Genomic DNA, 15,414 nt, shown 5'->3' on the forward strand with positions numbered 1-15,414 from the left:
TGAAAAAAAATGTGCAGACTTTCATACGGTACAGACCGCTACGTCCCTGATCACATCACAATCCTGGCTCAACCCGATTCGACACATCACCACCCCAAAAACTTGAACAACCACAACCCCCCCATCCCAACCGCCAGCGTCAAAACCGTATTCCGCGTCTGCCAGGCCACCCACGCCGCAATAATAGCGGCCGGTATCTGGGGATTGTTCAACACGAACTCCCCCTGCCCATTGGGGTACACCACAGCCGGCAGCACAAGCGCCGCCAGCACACTCGCCGGTACGTAAAGCAAAGCCCGGCTCAGCACCGACGGGATGCGCAACCGGCCATACAGTTCCACAAAGGACAGACGCATGGCGAAGGTTCCCACGCCGACCGCCAGAAACAATCCCCACAAGGCTAAATCACTCATTGCGTCTCCCTCTCGACGTCGTGGGTCAGCGCAGCGCTTAGTGGGCGCTTGCGAATACTCTCGATCAACAGCCCTGCCATGACGCCGCCGAGGGACGCGGTGACCAGCCCGAGGTTGTACGGCATATCGACCGCAATCACGGCGAGCAGCCCGCCGACCGTGGCGGCGCCCAGGGTCGCCGCGCTACGAATGCCGGGAACCAGCAGCGCCAGAAACGAAAGCGGTATGGCGAAGCTCAATGACCAGGTCTCGGGGATGCTGGCGCCCAGGTAAATACCCGCCAATACCGACAATTGCCAGGACAGCCACATCGCAACGGCGGTGCCGGCATAGTAGTGGTGGGCGAATCGCCCCAGCTCGCCCGAGGATAGCTTGAGGCTGCACAGCGCGTAGGACTGGTCGGAAAGCATGTAGGACAATGGCCAGGTCCAGCGCCGGGGCAAGTGGTGCAGATAGGGGGCCAGTGACGCGCTGTACATGATGAAGCGCAAGTTGATGACCAGCGCGGTGACCACGATCGCCAGCGGCACAACGCCCGTATGGAGCAGTTGCAATGCGACCATCTGCGCGGACCCGGAATAAAATAGCAGCGTCATGCCCATGGTCGTGCCGGGCGACAGGCCCATGTTGATCGCCATGACCCCCGTCAGCAAACCGAATGGTACGACACCGGCACTCAATGGAATCAGCGCCCGGACACCTTGCATGAACGCTTCCCTTCCGGTTCGGTACGACATCTCGCCTCCTTGTTTTTGTGTTCGTGAACCGGTTCGATTAACCGTACGCCGACCGCTCTGAAGCTGAATACAGGGTAAGCTGGGGTTATTGAACGCCATCTGCGCAGACCTTTGTCTGATCCGTGGTCCGCAGTCCATCGTACGGTAGAGTGTGGACCCGGAGCCCGATCGGCAGAACCGACTTTTTTTTCGCGCAAACAGGTAGTTTTTGTTATGGCTAAAAGCCCCCAGCCAGATCAGGCCCTGCTCTCGATGCCCTCTTTCAAGGCCATGAGATCCTTTGTGGCGGCCGCCAAGTATCGCAACTTTACCCGGGCCGCGGAGGCGTTGTGCGTCACCCAGGCGGCGATCAGCCGAAGAAGGCAGAGGATCCGGCGTGTGGGCGTTTGAAGGACTGGCTGATTGCCCGGTTCGAGTGAACTTGGTCGAGCAATCGAGTGCTGATGCCCTAAACACGCGGCAACGGCGATACGCACTTTCTATACAAGGCTGCATTGCAGTGGTGGTATCAGTTCCACTCGCTATCGACCGCGCTCGCGTCGAGGTACTGGAACAACACCCACAACTTTGCCAAAATAATTTCCGGTGATTTAGCTCGCCTTTCAGCCATCCGACTCAGGAGGCGTCCGAGCGTCAAGTGACCGTCTCCTGTATGTCTTGTAGATCTGCTGGACTTCTGGGTTGTCCAGGTTTTCGTACGTGATGCCTTCCTTGTCAAGGCCATCCAGACCTCTGATGCCGCTGATGGTCTCCGGCCACTGGTCCCGACTGGATATTTCGACTACGAACGGTTTCAGATAGTTATCGAGATGCCCATTTGAAGGCTCTCGGATCTCGTCGCCAAGTTTTCGCAAGTAGTCATCCTTACTTGTCCTGGACCAATCGATGGCGAACCTGGCCCGATAGCAGAGCTCCATGAAGACCAGGAGAATCGTGCGCCCGTTGCCGTCCAGAAAGGGGTGTGCGAAAGCGAGCTGCCCCATTACCTCGCCAGGGCGGTTTTTGAAGCGCTTCTTGTCTGCAGCGAGTTCAAGCGCATAGTCGACAGACATCCTGATGAAGTCCGGACGCTCGAAGGCAGTGCTATGGGGATTGTCGTGTGAGCCCTTGAAGAGGGCCAAATGAGGTACGAGCTCATTCCGATCTTTCCCCGCCCAGTGATAGAAATCGGAAAACAGGATTTCGTGAACTTTGAGCACTGTCCTGTAATCGATGGACTTCTTCTCAGCCAAATAAGCAAGAGCATCTTCAATACTTGATTCGAACGAAAGATGCTCTGACTCTTTTACTTCAGTGGGATCCTTCAGCTGTAACGAATTTTGAAGATATCCAGCAGTTTCAAAATCACCGAACGGATCAAATATCATGCGTTACGTTTCTTTGAACGCCTCTTTTCCTGAAGATATTGTCCTTGGAGCGTCAGGATCTCGGACTTGCTGAGGACGCCTTTCCTCTTGAGATTGACGAGCAACTGTTCGACACCGTCCAGCTCAACAGCATCGCCAGCCAGACGGGTTATGGTCACCGCCATACGACTCATACCGTCAAGTTCAGCAGTGATATTGTGCGCCTTGGCAAGCTGGCGGACTTGATTTGCGACACTTACAGTGGCTGTTTGGGTCATTGCTAAGCCCTCTATATGCGGTCAAATCATAGCATGGGGCGGCCTTTTCGTCGCCACTGGTTGTTAGCCAGGATTACTGGAAAGAAAGCAGCCAAAGCTACGCTGACGCGTTGGTCAAGGCACGGTCTGCTTCGCAGCTCAGGAGAGCGACCATGATGTTTCGCAGAACATGGGTGACGAACCCTGACCCAGCACAGAGGTCAAAGCCAGTGATGACATCGCCAATGATCGAAGGCCTCCCGGCCTGCTTCATTCACGGGCGACGCCAGGGGTTCACACACTTTAGGGTGCGCCGGATCATTTTCAGCAGGCTCGGATTCTGTCGGGGTGCAGGCGCTGACTGCTGCTAACGTCCAATGCTCCCGTTCGGAGTACGAAAATGACTCAGTCCATGCGGTTCTTCCTATCGATCGTCCTCGCGACAGCCTCACTGGCCTCGGCGAGCTTGCTGAACACTGCTGGTGCGGCAACCGCCGAGGATCTGAATGCCGACTCTCGGCAAGCGTTGCAAACGCTCTACAAAGCGACGCCCTTTGCCCAAACCATTTCGAAAAACGCCAAGGCGATACTGGTCTTTCCGAAAATCATCAAGGCCGGTCTCGTGTTTGGCGGCAGTTATGGTGAAGGCGCGTTGATGAAGGGCAAGACAGTAGAGGCTTATTACAACTCCGTCACCGGGTCATGGGGGCTGCAGGCAGGCGCTCAGTCGTATGGCTATGCGGTGTTCCTGATGACCGATAAGGCCGTGGACTATGTGCGCAAAACCAAGGGCTGGGAAATCGGCGTAGGCCCGACTGTGGTGGTGGTGGATGAAGGGATGGCGAAGAACCTGTCGAGCTCGACGTTGAAGGACGATGCCTACGCGTTCATTTTCGACCAGCAGGGGTTGATGGCCGGGGTCAGCATCGAAGGCACCAAGATTTCCCTGATCAAGCGCTGAGGCCGGTCGTCTGGCGCAGGGATGCGCCAGACGCAAAATCACCGGATAGTCGCTCGGCACAATTGAGGCATTGAGCGCATGGATTTTTTCAGTGAACCCAGTCTTCGAAAACCAGTCCTTCAACGCGGCTGAATTCGCGCACATTATTCGTGACCAGCGTACAGCCTGAAGCAATTGCATGGCCCGCAATGGCGGTGTCGTTCTCGCCGATGAGTAAACCTGCCTGAGCGAGCTGAAGCTTCGCCTCCACCGTTGCGTCCACGGCTCCCTGGTCCCAAGGCAGCACCGCATCCAGGCGTTTCACGAACTCATCGACCAACGTTTTGTGCTTGGGCGACGCCTTCTTGCCGATCTGCCCATAACGCATTTCAGCGTAGGTGATCGCAGAAATCACGATTCGATTGTTTCGCTCAACGGCTGCGGCCAATCGTTGCAGCACATGCTCGGGACGTTCGCGCATGATGAACGAGCAAATGCAGGTATCCAGCATGTACATGGTCACAGATTGAACCTGCCTTCATCACTGATGACCTCCGGCCGTTCTTCAAGAAAGTCAGCATCAGCTTTTGGCTGTTCAGCCAGAGAAAGCCAGCTCGGACGTGCAGGCCGCAAAGTGATGGTGTCGCCGTTGCGTGTAATTTCCAACTCTCCAACCCCCTCATAGGCCATATCAGTGGGCAAGCGAATGGCTTGATTCTTGCCGTTCTTGAAAATCGAGACAGTGCGCATAACCACCCCATGCATATGTTTGGCATATGCAGTATAGCAAGCTCGCTTACACATACAAGACGGGTAAATCGGCCACGGCCCCTGCACTTTCAGTACCGGCATACCCGCGACGATGTCGATTCGGTTGGGGCCGACCCGGCTGGGCTCCACGCTGTCCATTGGTCGAGACCATTTGCTCTATAGATTCAAAATATCTATATTTGAGTCTATAGACTACTCAGGAGCAATAGAGATGGCCCTCGCCCTCCAAGAACAGGCATTCACCAAAAGCCAGTGCGTGACGGGTCTGCGTGCGGCGGTTGGCATTCTCGAAAAATGGACCGCGTCCAGCGATCAGACTTGCCGCATCCTGCGCATTTCCCGCAGCACCTACACCCGCGCCCGGCAGCACGATCCCGACTGGGCGGTGACGCTTGACTCTGACCAGATGCAGCGCATTAGTTTTGTGCTTAACATCCACGCCGCGCTGCGCCTGGTCTTCGATAACCCGGAAAATGTCTATGGTTTTCCATCGATGGCCAACGACAACGAGTTTTTCAACGGGCGCAGCCCGCTCGAGATCATGTCCCAGGGCGATATGATTTCCCTGTATGAAACCTTTCGGCGCATTGACGTGCTGCGGGGCGCGCAATGGTGAGGCTCGACGAACTGGAAGCGCTTGCCGGCGAGCAGTTGCAGGCCTACCGACTGGTCAATTCGAAGTTTCCGCCGATTGCGTTGTTTGATGATGTCGCGGATGCGGACGAGTTTGAGGTGCTGTATCAGATCCAGGCGCTGACCAATCCCCGGTTGAAAAACGAAGTGGGTCACCTTGAGCTGATTCCACGAGCGCAGATTCCGTTCGGCATTCCCGGCTGTTCTTACGCGACCGCCCCCTTTACCCACGTCAACCCGGCGGGCTCGCGGTTCAGCGATGGCAGTTTTGGCGTGCTGTACCTGGCGGACTCCATGGAAACGGCGCTGGCCGAAGTGCGGCATCACCAGAGTCTATATTGGTCGAATGTGCCGAGCCTCAACTACGAGCGGTTTGTTTTCCGTGGACTGTCGTGTTCCTTTGTCGACGCGGGCATGAAAGATGCGGCGCAAATCCCGATGACCGATCCTGTCTATGATCCTGACGATTACACCGATTCCCGTCGTCTGGGGAGGTCCGTCAAAGAGGCCGGTTATCCCGGGATTCGCTACAACTCCGTGCGCATGTTGAGCAGTCATTGCTGGGCGCTGATGACGCCACGACCGGTGTTATCTGTTATTCAAACTGCGCATTACGAAATGGTCTGGAATGGACAGGTCACCAGTGTCAGCAAGATCAGCGAGGCCTGAAACCCCGGCCCCGCATGACTTGTGTACCGCTGGATCATGGGAACCGCCAAATCCTGTAGGAGCCCGGCTTGCCGGCGAAGGCGTCTTCACAGGCGATGCAAGGCTTGAGACTGCCTTCGCCGGCAAGCCGGCTCCTACCGGATTTGCGTAGACCTGCTGGTTCCAGGTATCCCTTGCTACAGCGCCTGGTCGTTCGGCAGCTCGGTGGCGAGGATGTCCAAGGTGAGTCACTGGACGCAGGCTTAGCCGGAACGCACCTTCGTGAGCACGGGGAGTCACAATAGACGTGCCCCATTCGTCATGATTTCACCACGCTGGTCTTATTGGCGTTGCCAGGGTCTGGAGGTCCTCAATGACTCAGTCGCAAGCTGTAGCCGCTCCTGCGAAACCCCTGTTGCTCGAACGCAACGGCTGGGTGCCCAACAACCCGCGCCTGCCGGTGCTCATTTACCCCAGAGCCATTGCCGTTCAGGGCAACGACCCCGCGGCGCTGTTCGAAAAAACCTTCAACGCGAATGGTTGGCCACCCCAATGGCGCTATGGCGTGTACAACTACCACCACTATCACACCCAAGGCCATGAAGTGCTTGGCATTGCCGCTGGCCACGCCCGCCTGATGCTGGGCGGTCCGCAAGGTCATGTGCTGGAAGTCGGTCCGGGTGATGTGTTGCTGCTGCCAGCGGGCACCGGCCATTGCAACCTGGGCGCCAGCGACGACTTTCTGGTGGTCGGCGCGTACCCGCCGGGGCAACACGCCGATATCTGCCGCGAGGCGCCGACCGCCGCGCAACTGGCGGCCATCGACGCGCTGCCGTATCCCGACCGGGACCCGGTGCAGGGTCCGGAAGGTTCGGTACGCCGGTATTGGGTCAGTCAGCGCCGGCAATAAAACCCTGACCTATCCCAGGGAAGCAACTTTCTCGCGCTGCGGCTGCTCACGCGAAGTCACCAGCCCGATAAAGGAAATAACCAATGCCAGGCCCAAGGTCGTACTCACCTCGGTACGGTGCTCCGGGGCGATCATCATCACCACCAACGCTGCGCAAATGAACACGATCACTACCCAGGTGAGCCAGGGGAATAGCCACATGCGAAAGGTCAGCTCGACATTCTCCCGCTCCAGCCTGCGGCGCATACGCAACTGCGACACGGCAATGGCCAGGTACACCACCAAGGCAATCGCGCCGGAGCTGGCCAGCAGGAACTCAAACAGCCCGGCAGGCATGAAGTAGCTCCATACGGTGATTGCCGCGCCCAACACGGTGCTGGCGATGACGGCGCCCCGCGGCACGCCTTCGGAAGAGGTCGCTTTCATCGCCTTCGGCGCATCGCCACGACGGCCAAGCGAGTACAGCATGCGCGAGGCGATGTAGATCGAGGAGTTCATGCAACTGGCCACGGCGATCAGCACCACCACGTCCACCATGAACTTGGCATTGGGAATGTTCATGATTTCCAGTGCCCGCTGGTAGGAGCCAACCTGGGCCAGCAGCGGATCGTTCCAGGGCACCACGGAGATAACCACGAAAATCGACAACAGGTAGAACACGCCGATGCGCCAGATCACCGAACGCGTGGCTTTGGCAATGTTCTGCGACGGATTGTCGGATTCCGCGGCGGCAATGGTGACCGCTTCAGTACCGATGAAGCTGAACATGATGGTGATGAAAGCGCCGACTACCGCCGACAGGCCGTTGGGGGCAAATCCGCCATGGGTGGCCATCAGCCCGCTCAACCCGCTGACTTCCCGATCGGGAACCCAGCCCATCAACACGGCAAAACCCACGCCGATGAAGCCGATGATCGCCACCACCTTGGCCATGGCGAACCAGAATTCGAACTCGCCATACTTGGATACGCTGAACAGATTGGTGATCACCAACGCAACGATCGACACCAGGGCGAACAGCCAGGCATCGATCTGGGGAAACCATTGGTTCAACACATGGCCGGCGGCCAGCGCTTCGATCGGTATGACCAGCACCCAGAACCACCAGTAGAGCCAGCCAATCGTGAAGCCTGCCCAGCGTCCGATGGCCTGGTCGGCATAGGTGGAGAAAGAACCGGTGTCCGGGTGGGCTACTGCCATTTCACCCAGCATGCGCATGACGAGAACGACCAGCAGGCCGGAGAACAGATACGCCAGCATGACGGCCGGACCGGCTGCCGCGATGGCATGCCCGGAACCGACGAACAATCCGGCGCCGATGATTCCTGCGATAGACAGCATTGTGACGTGGCGCGGCTTGAAGCCCTGCGCCAATTGGCCATTCGAATCCTGGGAAGTCGGGCTGATCATTGATTTTTTATTCTCTGGTGATCGACATTTAAGCGTACTGACTGAGGTCAGGCGATCATCATTCCTTCCTGTAGCCCCTTCTGGAAGCGGCATTCCTCAACGCTACTGCTCTTTTCAATCGGTCATCGCGATGTGCACACCGCGCTTGAAAAGATGCGCCACCTTACCTGCCTTATCCGCCAAATCGGTTACCTGATCGCGCCGCCCCCGTATCTGATCTCGCCACGCGGGACCAGGGCCGGTTGAATAGAGGGAGACACCGAACCAGACGACTCAGCCGTGCAGCGCCATCAGCCTGACCGCTCCTGGCGCTGGTACTGTCGCGGGCACACGCCAAACCGGGCGCGAAATTCCCGGGAGAAATGCGCGCCGTCGGAGAAGCCGCAGTCCATGGCGATCTGGGTGATGCTACTGTGGCTGTTCACCAGCAGCCAGCCGCCATACTCGACCCGCAGCGAGCGCTGGAATTCCATGGGTGACAGCCCCAGCGCCTGCTGGAACGCCCGTGTCAGCTGGCGCCGCCCGAGCCCTACATAACGCGCGATGGCATCCAGGGTCGGCAGGCTGTCCATGCGCTGCTCGATATAGTGCGCGGCCTGGCGCACGCGCTCATCCTTGATGTCCGCCAGGTTGGCGTAGAAGTGCGCCTGGGGTTGCCGCCCCGGGCGAATGCCCTGCAGCATCATGTGCCGCACCGCTTGCTGGGCCTTTTCCCGGCCGCAATGCCGGGCCACCAGGTACAACCCCAGGTCGATGGCCGCGGTCGAGCCGGCACAGGTGATCAGGTCGCCCTCGTCGATGAACAGGTGATCCACCGCCGCCGGGGTCTTGGGGAAACGTGCGCGGAACGCATCCAGCACGTTCCAGTGCACGCACACTGATCGACTGCCGACCACACCCGCCTGCGCCAGGGCAAAGGTGCCGGTGCAGATGCCCAGCAACCGCGTTCGACTCTTCGCCGCGCGTTGCAGCCAGTCCCGCAAGGGGTTGGGCAGATGGGTATTGAGGTAATCGTTGCCGCCGCAGATGGCCACGTAATCGAAGGCTTCAAGATCCTGCGCGAGCCCCCCGGACACCTCCAGCGTGATCCCGGCACTGGAGGTTCGCGGCAAGCCGTCCACACTCATCACACGCCAGGCCGTATGGATCTGCCGACTGCCGCCGCCGAGGTCGGCGGACAAGCGCAACACATCGACAAAGCCGGAAAACGCCGCCAGTGTGAATTGATCCAGGAGAACCAGTCCCACCGACAGCTGCGGACGACTGCCTGCCCCGGGAACGGGGGAGTCAGGTTGCAGGCTTTCTTGATTGAGCAGAGTCATTTTTGGCATGACCTAACTATTCAACTTTAAGACCCCGAAGTGCAAGCGCTCGCGGCCAGGATACGAGCAAGATTCAGCCAAGGGGAACAGTCTGACAACGCCCCAAGAGGACTCACGATGAAACTGAAGACAGGTAAGCAAATCACTGCTGCTCTTTTAGTTACCGGCTGCATCTCCTCCTCGGCCGTCATGGCCGAACAGCAAAAGCTGACCGTTGCGTTGTATGGCGGAAACTGGGGTGAGGCCTTCCTCAAATGTGTTGCAGAACCTTTCACGCAAGCGACCGGGATTGCCGTCGCCGCAGAGGTCGGCACCTCGACCACCACCCTGGCCAAGCTCCAGCAACAAAAATCCAGCCCGACGATCGACGTGGCCTGGATGGACGGTGGCATCAGTGAATTGGCCTATGCCGCCGGGGTCGTCGCCGATCTCGATCCGGCGGCCATTCCCAACCTGAAGAACGTGCAGGACAAAGCGGTGTACACCGATGCCGGCCATACCTTCGCCGTCAGCAGCGGTTTCTATTCCCTGGGCCTGACCTACAACACCAAGGAAATCAAGGAAGCGCCCACCAGCTGGAAAGACCTGTGGAAACCTGAGTACGCCGGCGCCATCGCCCTGCCCTCGCCCGCCAACTCCTCCGGGGTGCCCTTCGTGTTTTTCATGGCCGATGTCTGGGGCATCGACCGGGCCAACCTGGAGCCGCTCTACACCAAGCTGGGCGCGCTGGACACCGCGCTGTTCTTCGACAGCTCGGGCGCCGCCACCAACGCCTTCCAGAGTGGCGAAGCGATCATCGGCGCGCATTTCAACGTCGGGGCCTGGGATTTGATCGACAAGGGCGCGCCCATCGGTTTCACCATTCCCAAGGAAGGTGCCTGGGCCACCGATGCCCGCCTGCACCTGATCAAGGGGGCAAGGAACAGCAAGGCCGGCGAGCAGTTCATCAATACCGCGCTGACCAAGGAAGCGGCGTCCTGCCTGGCCGGCAAATTGTACCTGGGGCCGGCGGTGAAAGATGTCGCGGTCGCCGATGACGTGGCCCGCAAGCTGCCCTGGGGCGTGGGCGGTTCCATCGACAACCTGCGCCTGTTCGACTGGAGCCAGATCAACGCCCAGCGCGCCAGTGTCACCAACGACTGGAACCGCAAAGTCACCGCCAAAAACTAGCTCAAGAGGTCTGCAATGTCAGTTTTGTTGAGCATCGACAGCGTCTGTAAAAGCTTCGGGCCGTTCCAGGCGCTGGACAACATCAACCTGGACATCGAGCAGGGCGAATTCATCGTGCTGCTCGGCCCCAGCGGCTGTGGCAAGACCACCTTGCTGCGCTCGATCGCCGGCTTCATGCAGCCCGATTCCGGCCGCATCGCCATCGATGGCCAGGATGTGAGTCGCCTGCCACCCTACCGTCGGCCTCTGAATACCGTGTTCCAGAACTACGCCCTGTTCCCGCACATGACCGTCCTGGAAAACGTCGCCTACGGTCCTCGGCGCCAGGGGGTCGGTCGCGCCGAGGCCCGGCTCAAGGCGCGAGAAGCCCTGGCGATGGTCGGCCTGGAAGCCCTGGAGGATCGCTTTCCCCGCGCATTGTCCGGCGGCCAGCAGCAGCGGGTGGCCCTGGCTCGCGCCATCGTCAATCAACCGAAACTGCTGTTGCTCGACGAGCCGCTCTCGGCCCTGGACATGAAACTGCGCAAGCGCATGCAACTGGAGCTCAAGCACCTGCAGGCCAAGCTCGGCATCGCCTTCATTTTCGTCACCCACGACCAGGAAGAAGCGATGACCATCGCCGACCGTATCGTGGTGATGAACGCCGGACGTATCGAACAGGTGGGCGCCAGCAGTGAGATTTACAGCGCCCCGGCTTCGCGTTTCGTCGCCGACTTCATCGGCGAGGCCAACCTGATCGGCTATCAGGCCAGCGATAGCGGTGATATTCGCCTGGGCATCGCCCATACCCCGATTTCGAGTGGCGCAAAAAACCTGCTGCCCCACGGCGTGGCGGTGCTGCGTCCCGAACACTTGCAGGTGCTGGATGCCTCGAGTCCGGCGAGCGCCAGTTGCTGTGAACTCAACGGCACGGTGACCGATATTGTCACCGTGGGCAGCCATACCCTGGTGCACTCGCTGATCGACGGGCAGTCGATCGTGGCGCGCACCATGGGTTTTCCCCGCGCCGACCTGGTCACCGGAAGCGCGGTGCGCCTGGGCTTCAATCCGCAGCATCTGCATCTGATCGGGGAGCCGGTATGAAACGCCCGGTGCTCGCCCCGTCGCTGATGCTGTTCGGTGCCCTGGCCTTCTTCACGGCGTTCTTTCTCGCGCCGTTCGCCGTGGTGATCTTCGCCAGCCTGACCAAGGGCGCCGATCAGGCGTTCACCCTGGAGCACTACGTCAGGGTACTGGGCGACCAGTACCACTGGGATGTGATACTGGTGACCTTCCGCATCGCCGCGCTGACCACCCTGATCTCGTTGCTGCTCGGTTATCCGCTGGCCTGGTATCTGGTGCGCATCGTGAAATGGCGAGCGTGGCGCCGAGCCTGCGTGATTCTGCTGGTGGTGCCGATGTTCACCAGCAACATCGTGCGCTCGTTCGGCTGGATGGTGCTGCTGGGGCGCAAGGGCCTGGTCAACCAGAGTCTGCTCGAAACCGGCATGATCGATACGCCGGTGCGTTTCCTGGGCACCGAACTCGGCATCCTGATCGGCATGGTGTACATCCTGCTGCCGTTCATTGTGCTCGCGGCCGGCAATGCCCTGGCCCAGGTCGACCCCGCCTTCGAACAAGCCTCCGAGGATCTCGGCGCCAGCCCCCGCGCGACCTTTTTCCATGTGGTGCTGCCGTTGACCATGCCCGGCATCATCTCCGGCTCGATCATGGTCTTCACCCTCGCGGCGAGCGCCTACGTCACGCCGGCCCTGTTGTCCGGAGGACGGATCTCGGTGCTGTCGATGCTGATATTCCAACAATACAGTTCGGTCTTCGACTTCAACTACGGCGGAGCGCTGAGTGTCGTGCTGCTGATCTTTACCCTGGTCATGGTCGGATTGGCCGGACGCGTGGGCAGCATCCGGGGGAGCAACTCATGATCACTAAAATACTGGTCAGGCTGGTGGCCTGGGCCGTGCTGGGCTACATGCTGCTGCCCCTGGTGGTCATCCTCGGCGTCTCCGTCACCGCCACCTCATTCCTGGCCTTCCCGCCACAGGGCTGGACGCTGGACTGGTACGCCAAGATGCTCAGCGATCCAAGTTATGTGGCGTCCTTTGCCACCAGCACCGTCCTGGCCCTGGTCGCCACCTTGGTCGCGGTGCTGCTCAGCGTACCGGCCGCCCTGGCGATGGCACGCTACGACTTCCCCGGCAAAGCGACGATCCTCGCCGCCCTGACCTCACCGCTGGTATTTCCGCACATCGTGCTGGGGGCGGCGCTCCTGCAGTTTGGCGGTTACTTCGGCTTGACCCGCAGCTTCCTGGCGTTGCTGATCGGTCACACCATCATCATCTCGCCCTTCGTGCTGCGCTCGGTGCTGTCGATGCTGACACCCGAGCAGCGCGCCCTGGAAGAAGCCTCGAGCGATCTGGGCGGTACCCCCTGGGCCACCTTCTTTCTGGTGGTGCTGCCGCAGATCCGGCCGGGGATCGTCACCGGGTCGATCTTTGCCTTCATCTCGTCATGGATCAACGTCGAGCTGTCGATCTTCAACACCACCCCGGACCTGAACACCATCCCGGTGAAGCTCTTCAACTATGTGCAATACACCGTCGACCCGACCATCGCCGCCGCTTCCGGCGCCACCATCATCGTCGTCGTGGTCGCGGTGATCGTGCTGGATCTGTGCATCGGCCTCGACCTTTTGTCAGAACGCAAATAATCCCCACCCATACATCCCGTAAGCCAGGAGTTCAGTCATGCGCATGCAAGACACGTTCGATGTCATCTATACCCATACCGAAGGCGAACCACTGTGCATCGTCCACAGCGGCATTCCCTACCCCGCCGGCTCGAGCATCCTGGCTAAGCGGGCTTTTCTCGAGCAAAACTACGACTGGCTGCGCAAGGCACTGATGCAGGAACCGCGCGGCCACAAGGACATGTTCGGGGTGTTTCTCACCCCGCCTTCCAGCAGCGAGTTCGACGCCGGGCTGATCTACATGGACGGCAGCGTGTATTCGCACATGTGCGGCCACGGCACCATCGCCGTGAGCATGGCGATGGTCGCCCTGGGCCTGGTGCCGCGTGGCGCCGATGGCATCACCAAAATCCGTTTTGAAACCACCGCCGGCCTGGTGGTCGCCGAAGTGGCTTCGGAAGGTGACAACGTGCTCTGGACCCGATTCGAAAACGTGCCGGCCTACGTCGCCGCCCAGGACATCCCGATTCACCTTCCCGGCTATGGCGACCTCAAGGCCGACCTGGTCTGGGGCGGCAACTACTTCGGCATCATCGATCTGACCGATTGCGCCCTGCGCATCAGCCCGGACAACGGCAGCGAACTGTCGCGCCTGGGGCTGCTGGCCCGCGACCAGATCAACCGGCAACTGAAGATCCAGCACCCCACCGAAGCCCACATCAACGACCTCAACTTCATCACGTTCTGGCACCCGGCGACCATTGAAGGCGCGTTCTACAAGAACGTCCACGTGTTCAGCGCCGGCCAGCTCGACCGCTCTCCCGGCGGCACCGGCACCAGCGCGATGATGGCGATGTTCGAGGCCCGGGGCAAACTGGGCCTGAACCAGCCAATCCTCTCCGAAGGCCTGCTGGGCAGCGGCACCTTCGAAGGCTGCCTGCTCGGCGAAGTCGACCTCAACGGCACCCGCGCGGTGCGCCCGACCGTCAAGGGCACGGCCAGCATCCTGGGGACATCGCGCTGGGTCATCGAGCGCAATGACCCGGTGGGGGCGGGGTTCGTCGTCAACTGACGGGTTGAAGCGGCACTTCTCAAGACCGCTCGCATAGTCGGCATTTACCGGGTACAATTCGGTAAACGCCGACTAAGTCGGTGAACGCCGTCCCAGGAGAAGGCCATGCTAGCTGAAATCATGCGTGAACCCGCCTACGGTGCCTACCGCGCTCGGCTGCACGCCTTGCTGCAAATTCCCACCAATGCGTCTGACCTGGAAATCCACGACATCATCCAGATCGGCTTTGCAGCTGGCCGTCTTGTGTCGCTTTGCGAACAGGGTGAATTGACGCCGCTTGAGCGCGACCAGATCATCCCTCTGAAAACCCTGAAGACCCGGGTCGCTAAAGACCAGAACCTCACGGTCGACGAGAGTGATCGGCTGTTCCGCGCCGCCCACATCACCGCCATGGCAGACGCTGTATTTGGCAACGATGAAAAAGCCAAACGCTGGCTGTCGAAACCCAAGGAGCGATTTTCGGGCCGCAGCCCAATGGCAATGCTGTCGACGGTACAGGGAACACGCCAGGTCGAGGAAACGCTGATCCAGTTGGCCGAGGGCTACGCCTTTTGATCTTTTGGCGGATAAGCGCTTTTGCAGATCTGACGGGACGTGGCGGCACCCTCGCGGGGGGACGCTGGCATACGGCGGGGCGACCGGTCGTCTATCTTGCCGGGACACCTGCCGGCGCAATGCTCGAAATCCTGGTACACCTCGAGATCGATCAGGAAGACCTTCCAGAGACGCTCCAGTTGCTCAAGGTCGAGGTGCCTGACGATGTCAGCCTCTCCCCTGCCCCGGTACTCAAGCCAGATTGGGAATTCGAGCTGAACCACACCAAGGGCATAGGCGATTTATTCCTCAAAGGATGCCCTGCCCTGCTGTTTCCGGTACCGAGCGCTATCATGCCGCATTCGCTGAACTACCTGTTCAACCCTATGCACCTGGATTCGGTCAAGGCCGTCATTACCGCCGAGCCGTTCAGGCTCGACAACCGACTGTTCAAGAAAGCGTAAGCCCGACGGCCTAATGCCAGTCAGTTAAGGAAATTGTAGGAGCGAGCTTGCTCCGGGCGGCGTTCCGACGATGGACTCAAGAGCGCCGCGTTTAACCTGCG

General features: G+C 59.7%; 19 protein-coding genes and 1 pseudogene. 12 read left to right on the forward strand and 8 right to left on the reverse strand.

Annotated elements, in window-relative coordinates; all coding sequences use genetic code 11:
- Positions 1-86: 86 nt before the first annotated feature.
- Positions 87-413, reverse strand: a complete 327-nt coding sequence (locus J2W17_RS10275; protein WP_307333161.1) for an AzlD domain-containing protein — start codon at positions 411-413, stop codon at positions 87-89.
- A complete protein-coding gene (locus J2W17_RS10280) occupies positions 410-1,150 on the reverse strand; it encodes an AzlC family ABC transporter permease (RefSeq protein WP_307333162.1) in 741 nt (246 codons plus the stop codon). Before J2W17_RS10280 ends, J2W17_RS10275 begins: the two co-directional genes overlap by 4 nt.
- Positions 1,151-1,363: 213 nt before the next feature.
- Here J2W17_RS10280 and J2W17_RS10285 point away from each other — a divergent pair.
- A pseudogene (locus J2W17_RS10285) lies at positions 1,364-1,510 on the forward strand (LysR family transcriptional regulator); the annotation flags it as partial.
- Between the two features lie 242 nt (positions 1,511-1,752).
- Here J2W17_RS10285 and J2W17_RS10290 read toward each other — a convergent pair.
- The gene (locus J2W17_RS10290; RefSeq protein WP_307333165.1) at positions 1,753-2,517 is read right to left on the reverse strand and encodes a Fic/DOC family protein; all 765 of its coding nucleotides are present in this window, start codon (positions 2,515-2,517) and stop codon (positions 1,753-1,755) included.
- On the reverse strand, positions 2,514-2,774 hold the full coding sequence (locus J2W17_RS10295; RefSeq protein ID WP_307333167.1) for a hypothetical protein: 261 nt from the start codon (positions 2,772-2,774) through the stop codon (positions 2,514-2,516). Before J2W17_RS10295 ends, J2W17_RS10290 begins: the two co-directional genes overlap by 4 nt.
- 379 nt (positions 2,775-3,153) lie before the next feature.
- Here J2W17_RS10295 and J2W17_RS10300 point away from each other — a divergent pair, with 379 nt between their 5' ends.
- Positions 3,154-3,714: a lipid-binding SYLF domain-containing protein gene (locus tag J2W17_RS10300; protein ID WP_307333169.1), complete on the forward strand. Its 561-nt coding sequence runs from the start codon at positions 3,154-3,156 to the stop codon at positions 3,712-3,714.
- Between the two features lie 88 nt (positions 3,715-3,802).
- On the opposite strand, the gene J2W17_RS10305 is transcribed toward J2W17_RS10300, so the two are convergent.
- Both J2W17_RS10305 and vapB read right to left on the reverse strand, forming a co-directional pair.
- The gene (locus tag J2W17_RS10305) at positions 3,803-4,216 is read right to left on the reverse strand and encodes a type II toxin-antitoxin system VapC family toxin (protein ID WP_307333171.1); all 414 of its coding nucleotides are present in this window, start codon (positions 4,214-4,216) and stop codon (positions 3,803-3,805) included.
- Positions 4,213-4,443, reverse strand: a complete 231-nt coding sequence (gene vapB / locus J2W17_RS10310; protein ID WP_307333343.1) for a type II toxin-antitoxin system VapB family antitoxin — start codon at positions 4,441-4,443, stop codon at positions 4,213-4,215. The genes J2W17_RS10305 and vapB overlap by 4 nt, the downstream gene beginning before the upstream one ends.
- A gap of 232 nt (positions 4,444-4,675) precedes the next feature.
- Here vapB and J2W17_RS10315 point away from each other — a divergent pair, with 232 nt between their 5' ends.
- From J2W17_RS10315 to J2W17_RS10325, 3 genes are all read left to right on the forward strand, one after another.
- Positions 4,676-5,080 carry a hypothetical protein gene (locus tag J2W17_RS10315; protein WP_307333173.1) on the forward strand — a complete coding sequence of 135 codons (405 nt, stop codon included), beginning with the start codon at positions 4,676-4,678 and terminating at the stop codon, positions 5,078-5,080.
- Complete coding sequence (locus J2W17_RS10320; RefSeq protein WP_307333175.1) at positions 5,074-5,766, forward strand: RES family NAD+ phosphorylase; 693 nt, start codon at positions 5,074-5,076, stop codon at positions 5,764-5,766. Before J2W17_RS10315 ends, J2W17_RS10320 begins: the two co-directional genes overlap by 7 nt.
- 352 nt (positions 5,767-6,118) lie before the next feature.
- A complete protein-coding gene (locus J2W17_RS10325) occupies positions 6,119-6,655 on the forward strand; it encodes a cupin (RefSeq protein WP_307333178.1) in 537 nt (178 codons plus the stop codon).
- 9 nt (positions 6,656-6,664) lie between these two features.
- Here J2W17_RS10325 and gabP read toward each other — a convergent pair whose 3' ends face one another.
- Entirely contained in the window at positions 6,665-8,065 is a 1,401-nt protein-coding gene (gene gabP / locus J2W17_RS10330; protein WP_307333180.1) for a GABA permease, read from the reverse strand.
- Positions 8,066-8,355: 290 nt separating this feature from the next.
- On the reverse strand, positions 8,356-9,387 hold the full coding sequence (locus tag J2W17_RS10335; RefSeq protein ID WP_307333182.1) for a GlxA family transcriptional regulator: 1,032 nt from the start codon (positions 9,385-9,387) through the stop codon (positions 8,356-8,358).
- 117 nt (positions 9,388-9,504) lie between these two features.
- On the opposite strand from J2W17_RS10335, the gene J2W17_RS10340 reads away from it, so the two are divergent.
- The 7 genes from J2W17_RS10340 to J2W17_RS10370 all read left to right on the forward strand — a co-directional run bounded on the left by J2W17_RS10340 (position 9,505) and on the right by J2W17_RS10370 (position 15,313).
- Positions 9,505-10,557, forward strand: coding sequence for an ABC transporter substrate-binding protein (locus J2W17_RS10340; protein ID WP_307333184.1), 1,053 nt, complete (start codon positions 9,505-9,507; stop codon positions 10,555-10,557).
- 15 nt (positions 10,558-10,572) lie between these two features.
- Entirely contained in the window at positions 10,573-11,640 is a 1,068-nt protein-coding gene (locus tag J2W17_RS10345; protein WP_307333186.1) for an ABC transporter ATP-binding protein, read from the forward strand.
- Positions 11,637-12,479, forward strand: a complete 843-nt coding sequence (locus J2W17_RS10350) for an ABC transporter permease (protein ID WP_307333188.1) — start codon at positions 11,637-11,639, stop codon at positions 12,477-12,479. Before J2W17_RS10345 ends, J2W17_RS10350 begins: the two co-directional genes overlap by 4 nt.
- Positions 12,476-13,264, forward strand: a complete 789-nt coding sequence (locus tag J2W17_RS10355; protein WP_307333190.1) for an ABC transporter permease — start codon at positions 12,476-12,478, stop codon at positions 13,262-13,264. The genes J2W17_RS10350 and J2W17_RS10355 overlap by 4 nt, the downstream gene beginning before the upstream one ends.
- 37 nt (positions 13,265-13,301) lie before the next feature.
- Positions 13,302-14,315 (forward strand): proline racemase family protein, encoded by a 1,014-nt coding sequence (locus J2W17_RS10360; RefSeq protein ID WP_307333193.1) that lies wholly within the window; start codon positions 13,302-13,304, stop codon positions 14,313-14,315.
- Between the two features lie 105 nt (positions 14,316-14,420).
- Positions 14,421-14,870: an antitoxin Xre/MbcA/ParS toxin-binding domain-containing protein gene (locus tag J2W17_RS10365; protein WP_064678424.1), complete on the forward strand. Its 450-nt coding sequence runs from the start codon at positions 14,421-14,423 to the stop codon at positions 14,868-14,870.
- Positions 14,867-15,313 (forward strand): RES family NAD+ phosphorylase, encoded by a 447-nt coding sequence (locus J2W17_RS10370; RefSeq protein WP_307333198.1) that lies wholly within the window; start codon positions 14,867-14,869, stop codon positions 15,311-15,313. Before J2W17_RS10365 ends, J2W17_RS10370 begins: the two co-directional genes overlap by 4 nt.
- Positions 15,314-15,414 lie beyond the last annotated feature (101 nt).

Source organism: Pseudomonas lini, assembly GCF_030812475.1.
Classification (GTDB): Bacteria; Pseudomonadota; Gammaproteobacteria; order Pseudomonadales; family Pseudomonadaceae; genus Aquipseudomonas; species Aquipseudomonas lini_A.

Coding starts and splice junctions, on each gene's coding strand:
- J2W17_RS10275 (WP_307333161.1), bottom strand. CDS start 413: ATGAGTGATTTAGCCTTGTGGGGATTGTTTCTGGCGGTCGGCGTGGGA.
- J2W17_RS10280 (WP_307333162.1), bottom strand. CDS start 1,150: ATGTCGTACCGAACCGGAAGGGAAGCGTTCATGCAAGGTGTCCGGGCG.
- J2W17_RS10290 (WP_307333165.1), bottom strand. CDS start 2,517: ATGATATTTGATCCGTTCGGTGATTTTGAAACTGCTGGATATCTTCAA.
- J2W17_RS10295 (WP_307333167.1), bottom strand. CDS start 2,774: ATGACCCAAACAGCCACTGTAAGTGTCGCAAATCAAGTCCGCCAGCTT.
- J2W17_RS10300 (WP_307333169.1), top strand. CDS start 3,154: ATGACTCAGTCCATGCGGTTCTTCCTATCGATCGTCCTCGCGACAGCC.
- vapB (WP_307333343.1), bottom strand. CDS start 4,443: ATGCGCACTGTCTCGATTTTCAAGAACGGCAAGAATCAAGCCATTCGC.
- J2W17_RS10315 (WP_307333173.1), top strand. CDS start 4,676: ATGGCCCTCGCCCTCCAAGAACAGGCATTCACCAAAAGCCAGTGCGTG.
- J2W17_RS10320 (WP_307333175.1), top strand. CDS start 5,074: ATGGTGAGGCTCGACGAACTGGAAGCGCTTGCCGGCGAGCAGTTGCAG.
- J2W17_RS10325 (WP_307333178.1), top strand. CDS start 6,119: ATGACTCAGTCGCAAGCTGTAGCCGCTCCTGCGAAACCCCTGTTGCTC.
- gabP (WP_307333180.1), bottom strand. CDS start 8,065: ATGATCAGCCCGACTTCCCAGGATTCGAATGGCCAATTGGCGCAGGGC.
- J2W17_RS10335 (WP_307333182.1), bottom strand. CDS start 9,387: ATGACTCTGCTCAATCAAGAAAGCCTGCAACCTGACTCCCCCGTTCCC.
- J2W17_RS10340 (WP_307333184.1), top strand. CDS start 9,505: ATGAAACTGAAGACAGGTAAGCAAATCACTGCTGCTCTTTTAGTTACC.
- J2W17_RS10345 (WP_307333186.1), top strand. CDS start 10,573: ATGTCAGTTTTGTTGAGCATCGACAGCGTCTGTAAAAGCTTCGGGCCG.
- J2W17_RS10350 (WP_307333188.1), top strand. CDS start 11,637: ATGAAACGCCCGGTGCTCGCCCCGTCGCTGATGCTGTTCGGTGCCCTG.
- J2W17_RS10355 (WP_307333190.1), top strand. CDS start 12,476: ATGATCACTAAAATACTGGTCAGGCTGGTGGCCTGGGCCGTGCTGGGC.
- J2W17_RS10360 (WP_307333193.1), top strand. CDS start 13,302: ATGCGCATGCAAGACACGTTCGATGTCATCTATACCCATACCGAAGGC.
- J2W17_RS10365 (WP_064678424.1), top strand. CDS start 14,421: ATGCTAGCTGAAATCATGCGTGAACCCGCCTACGGTGCCTACCGCGCT.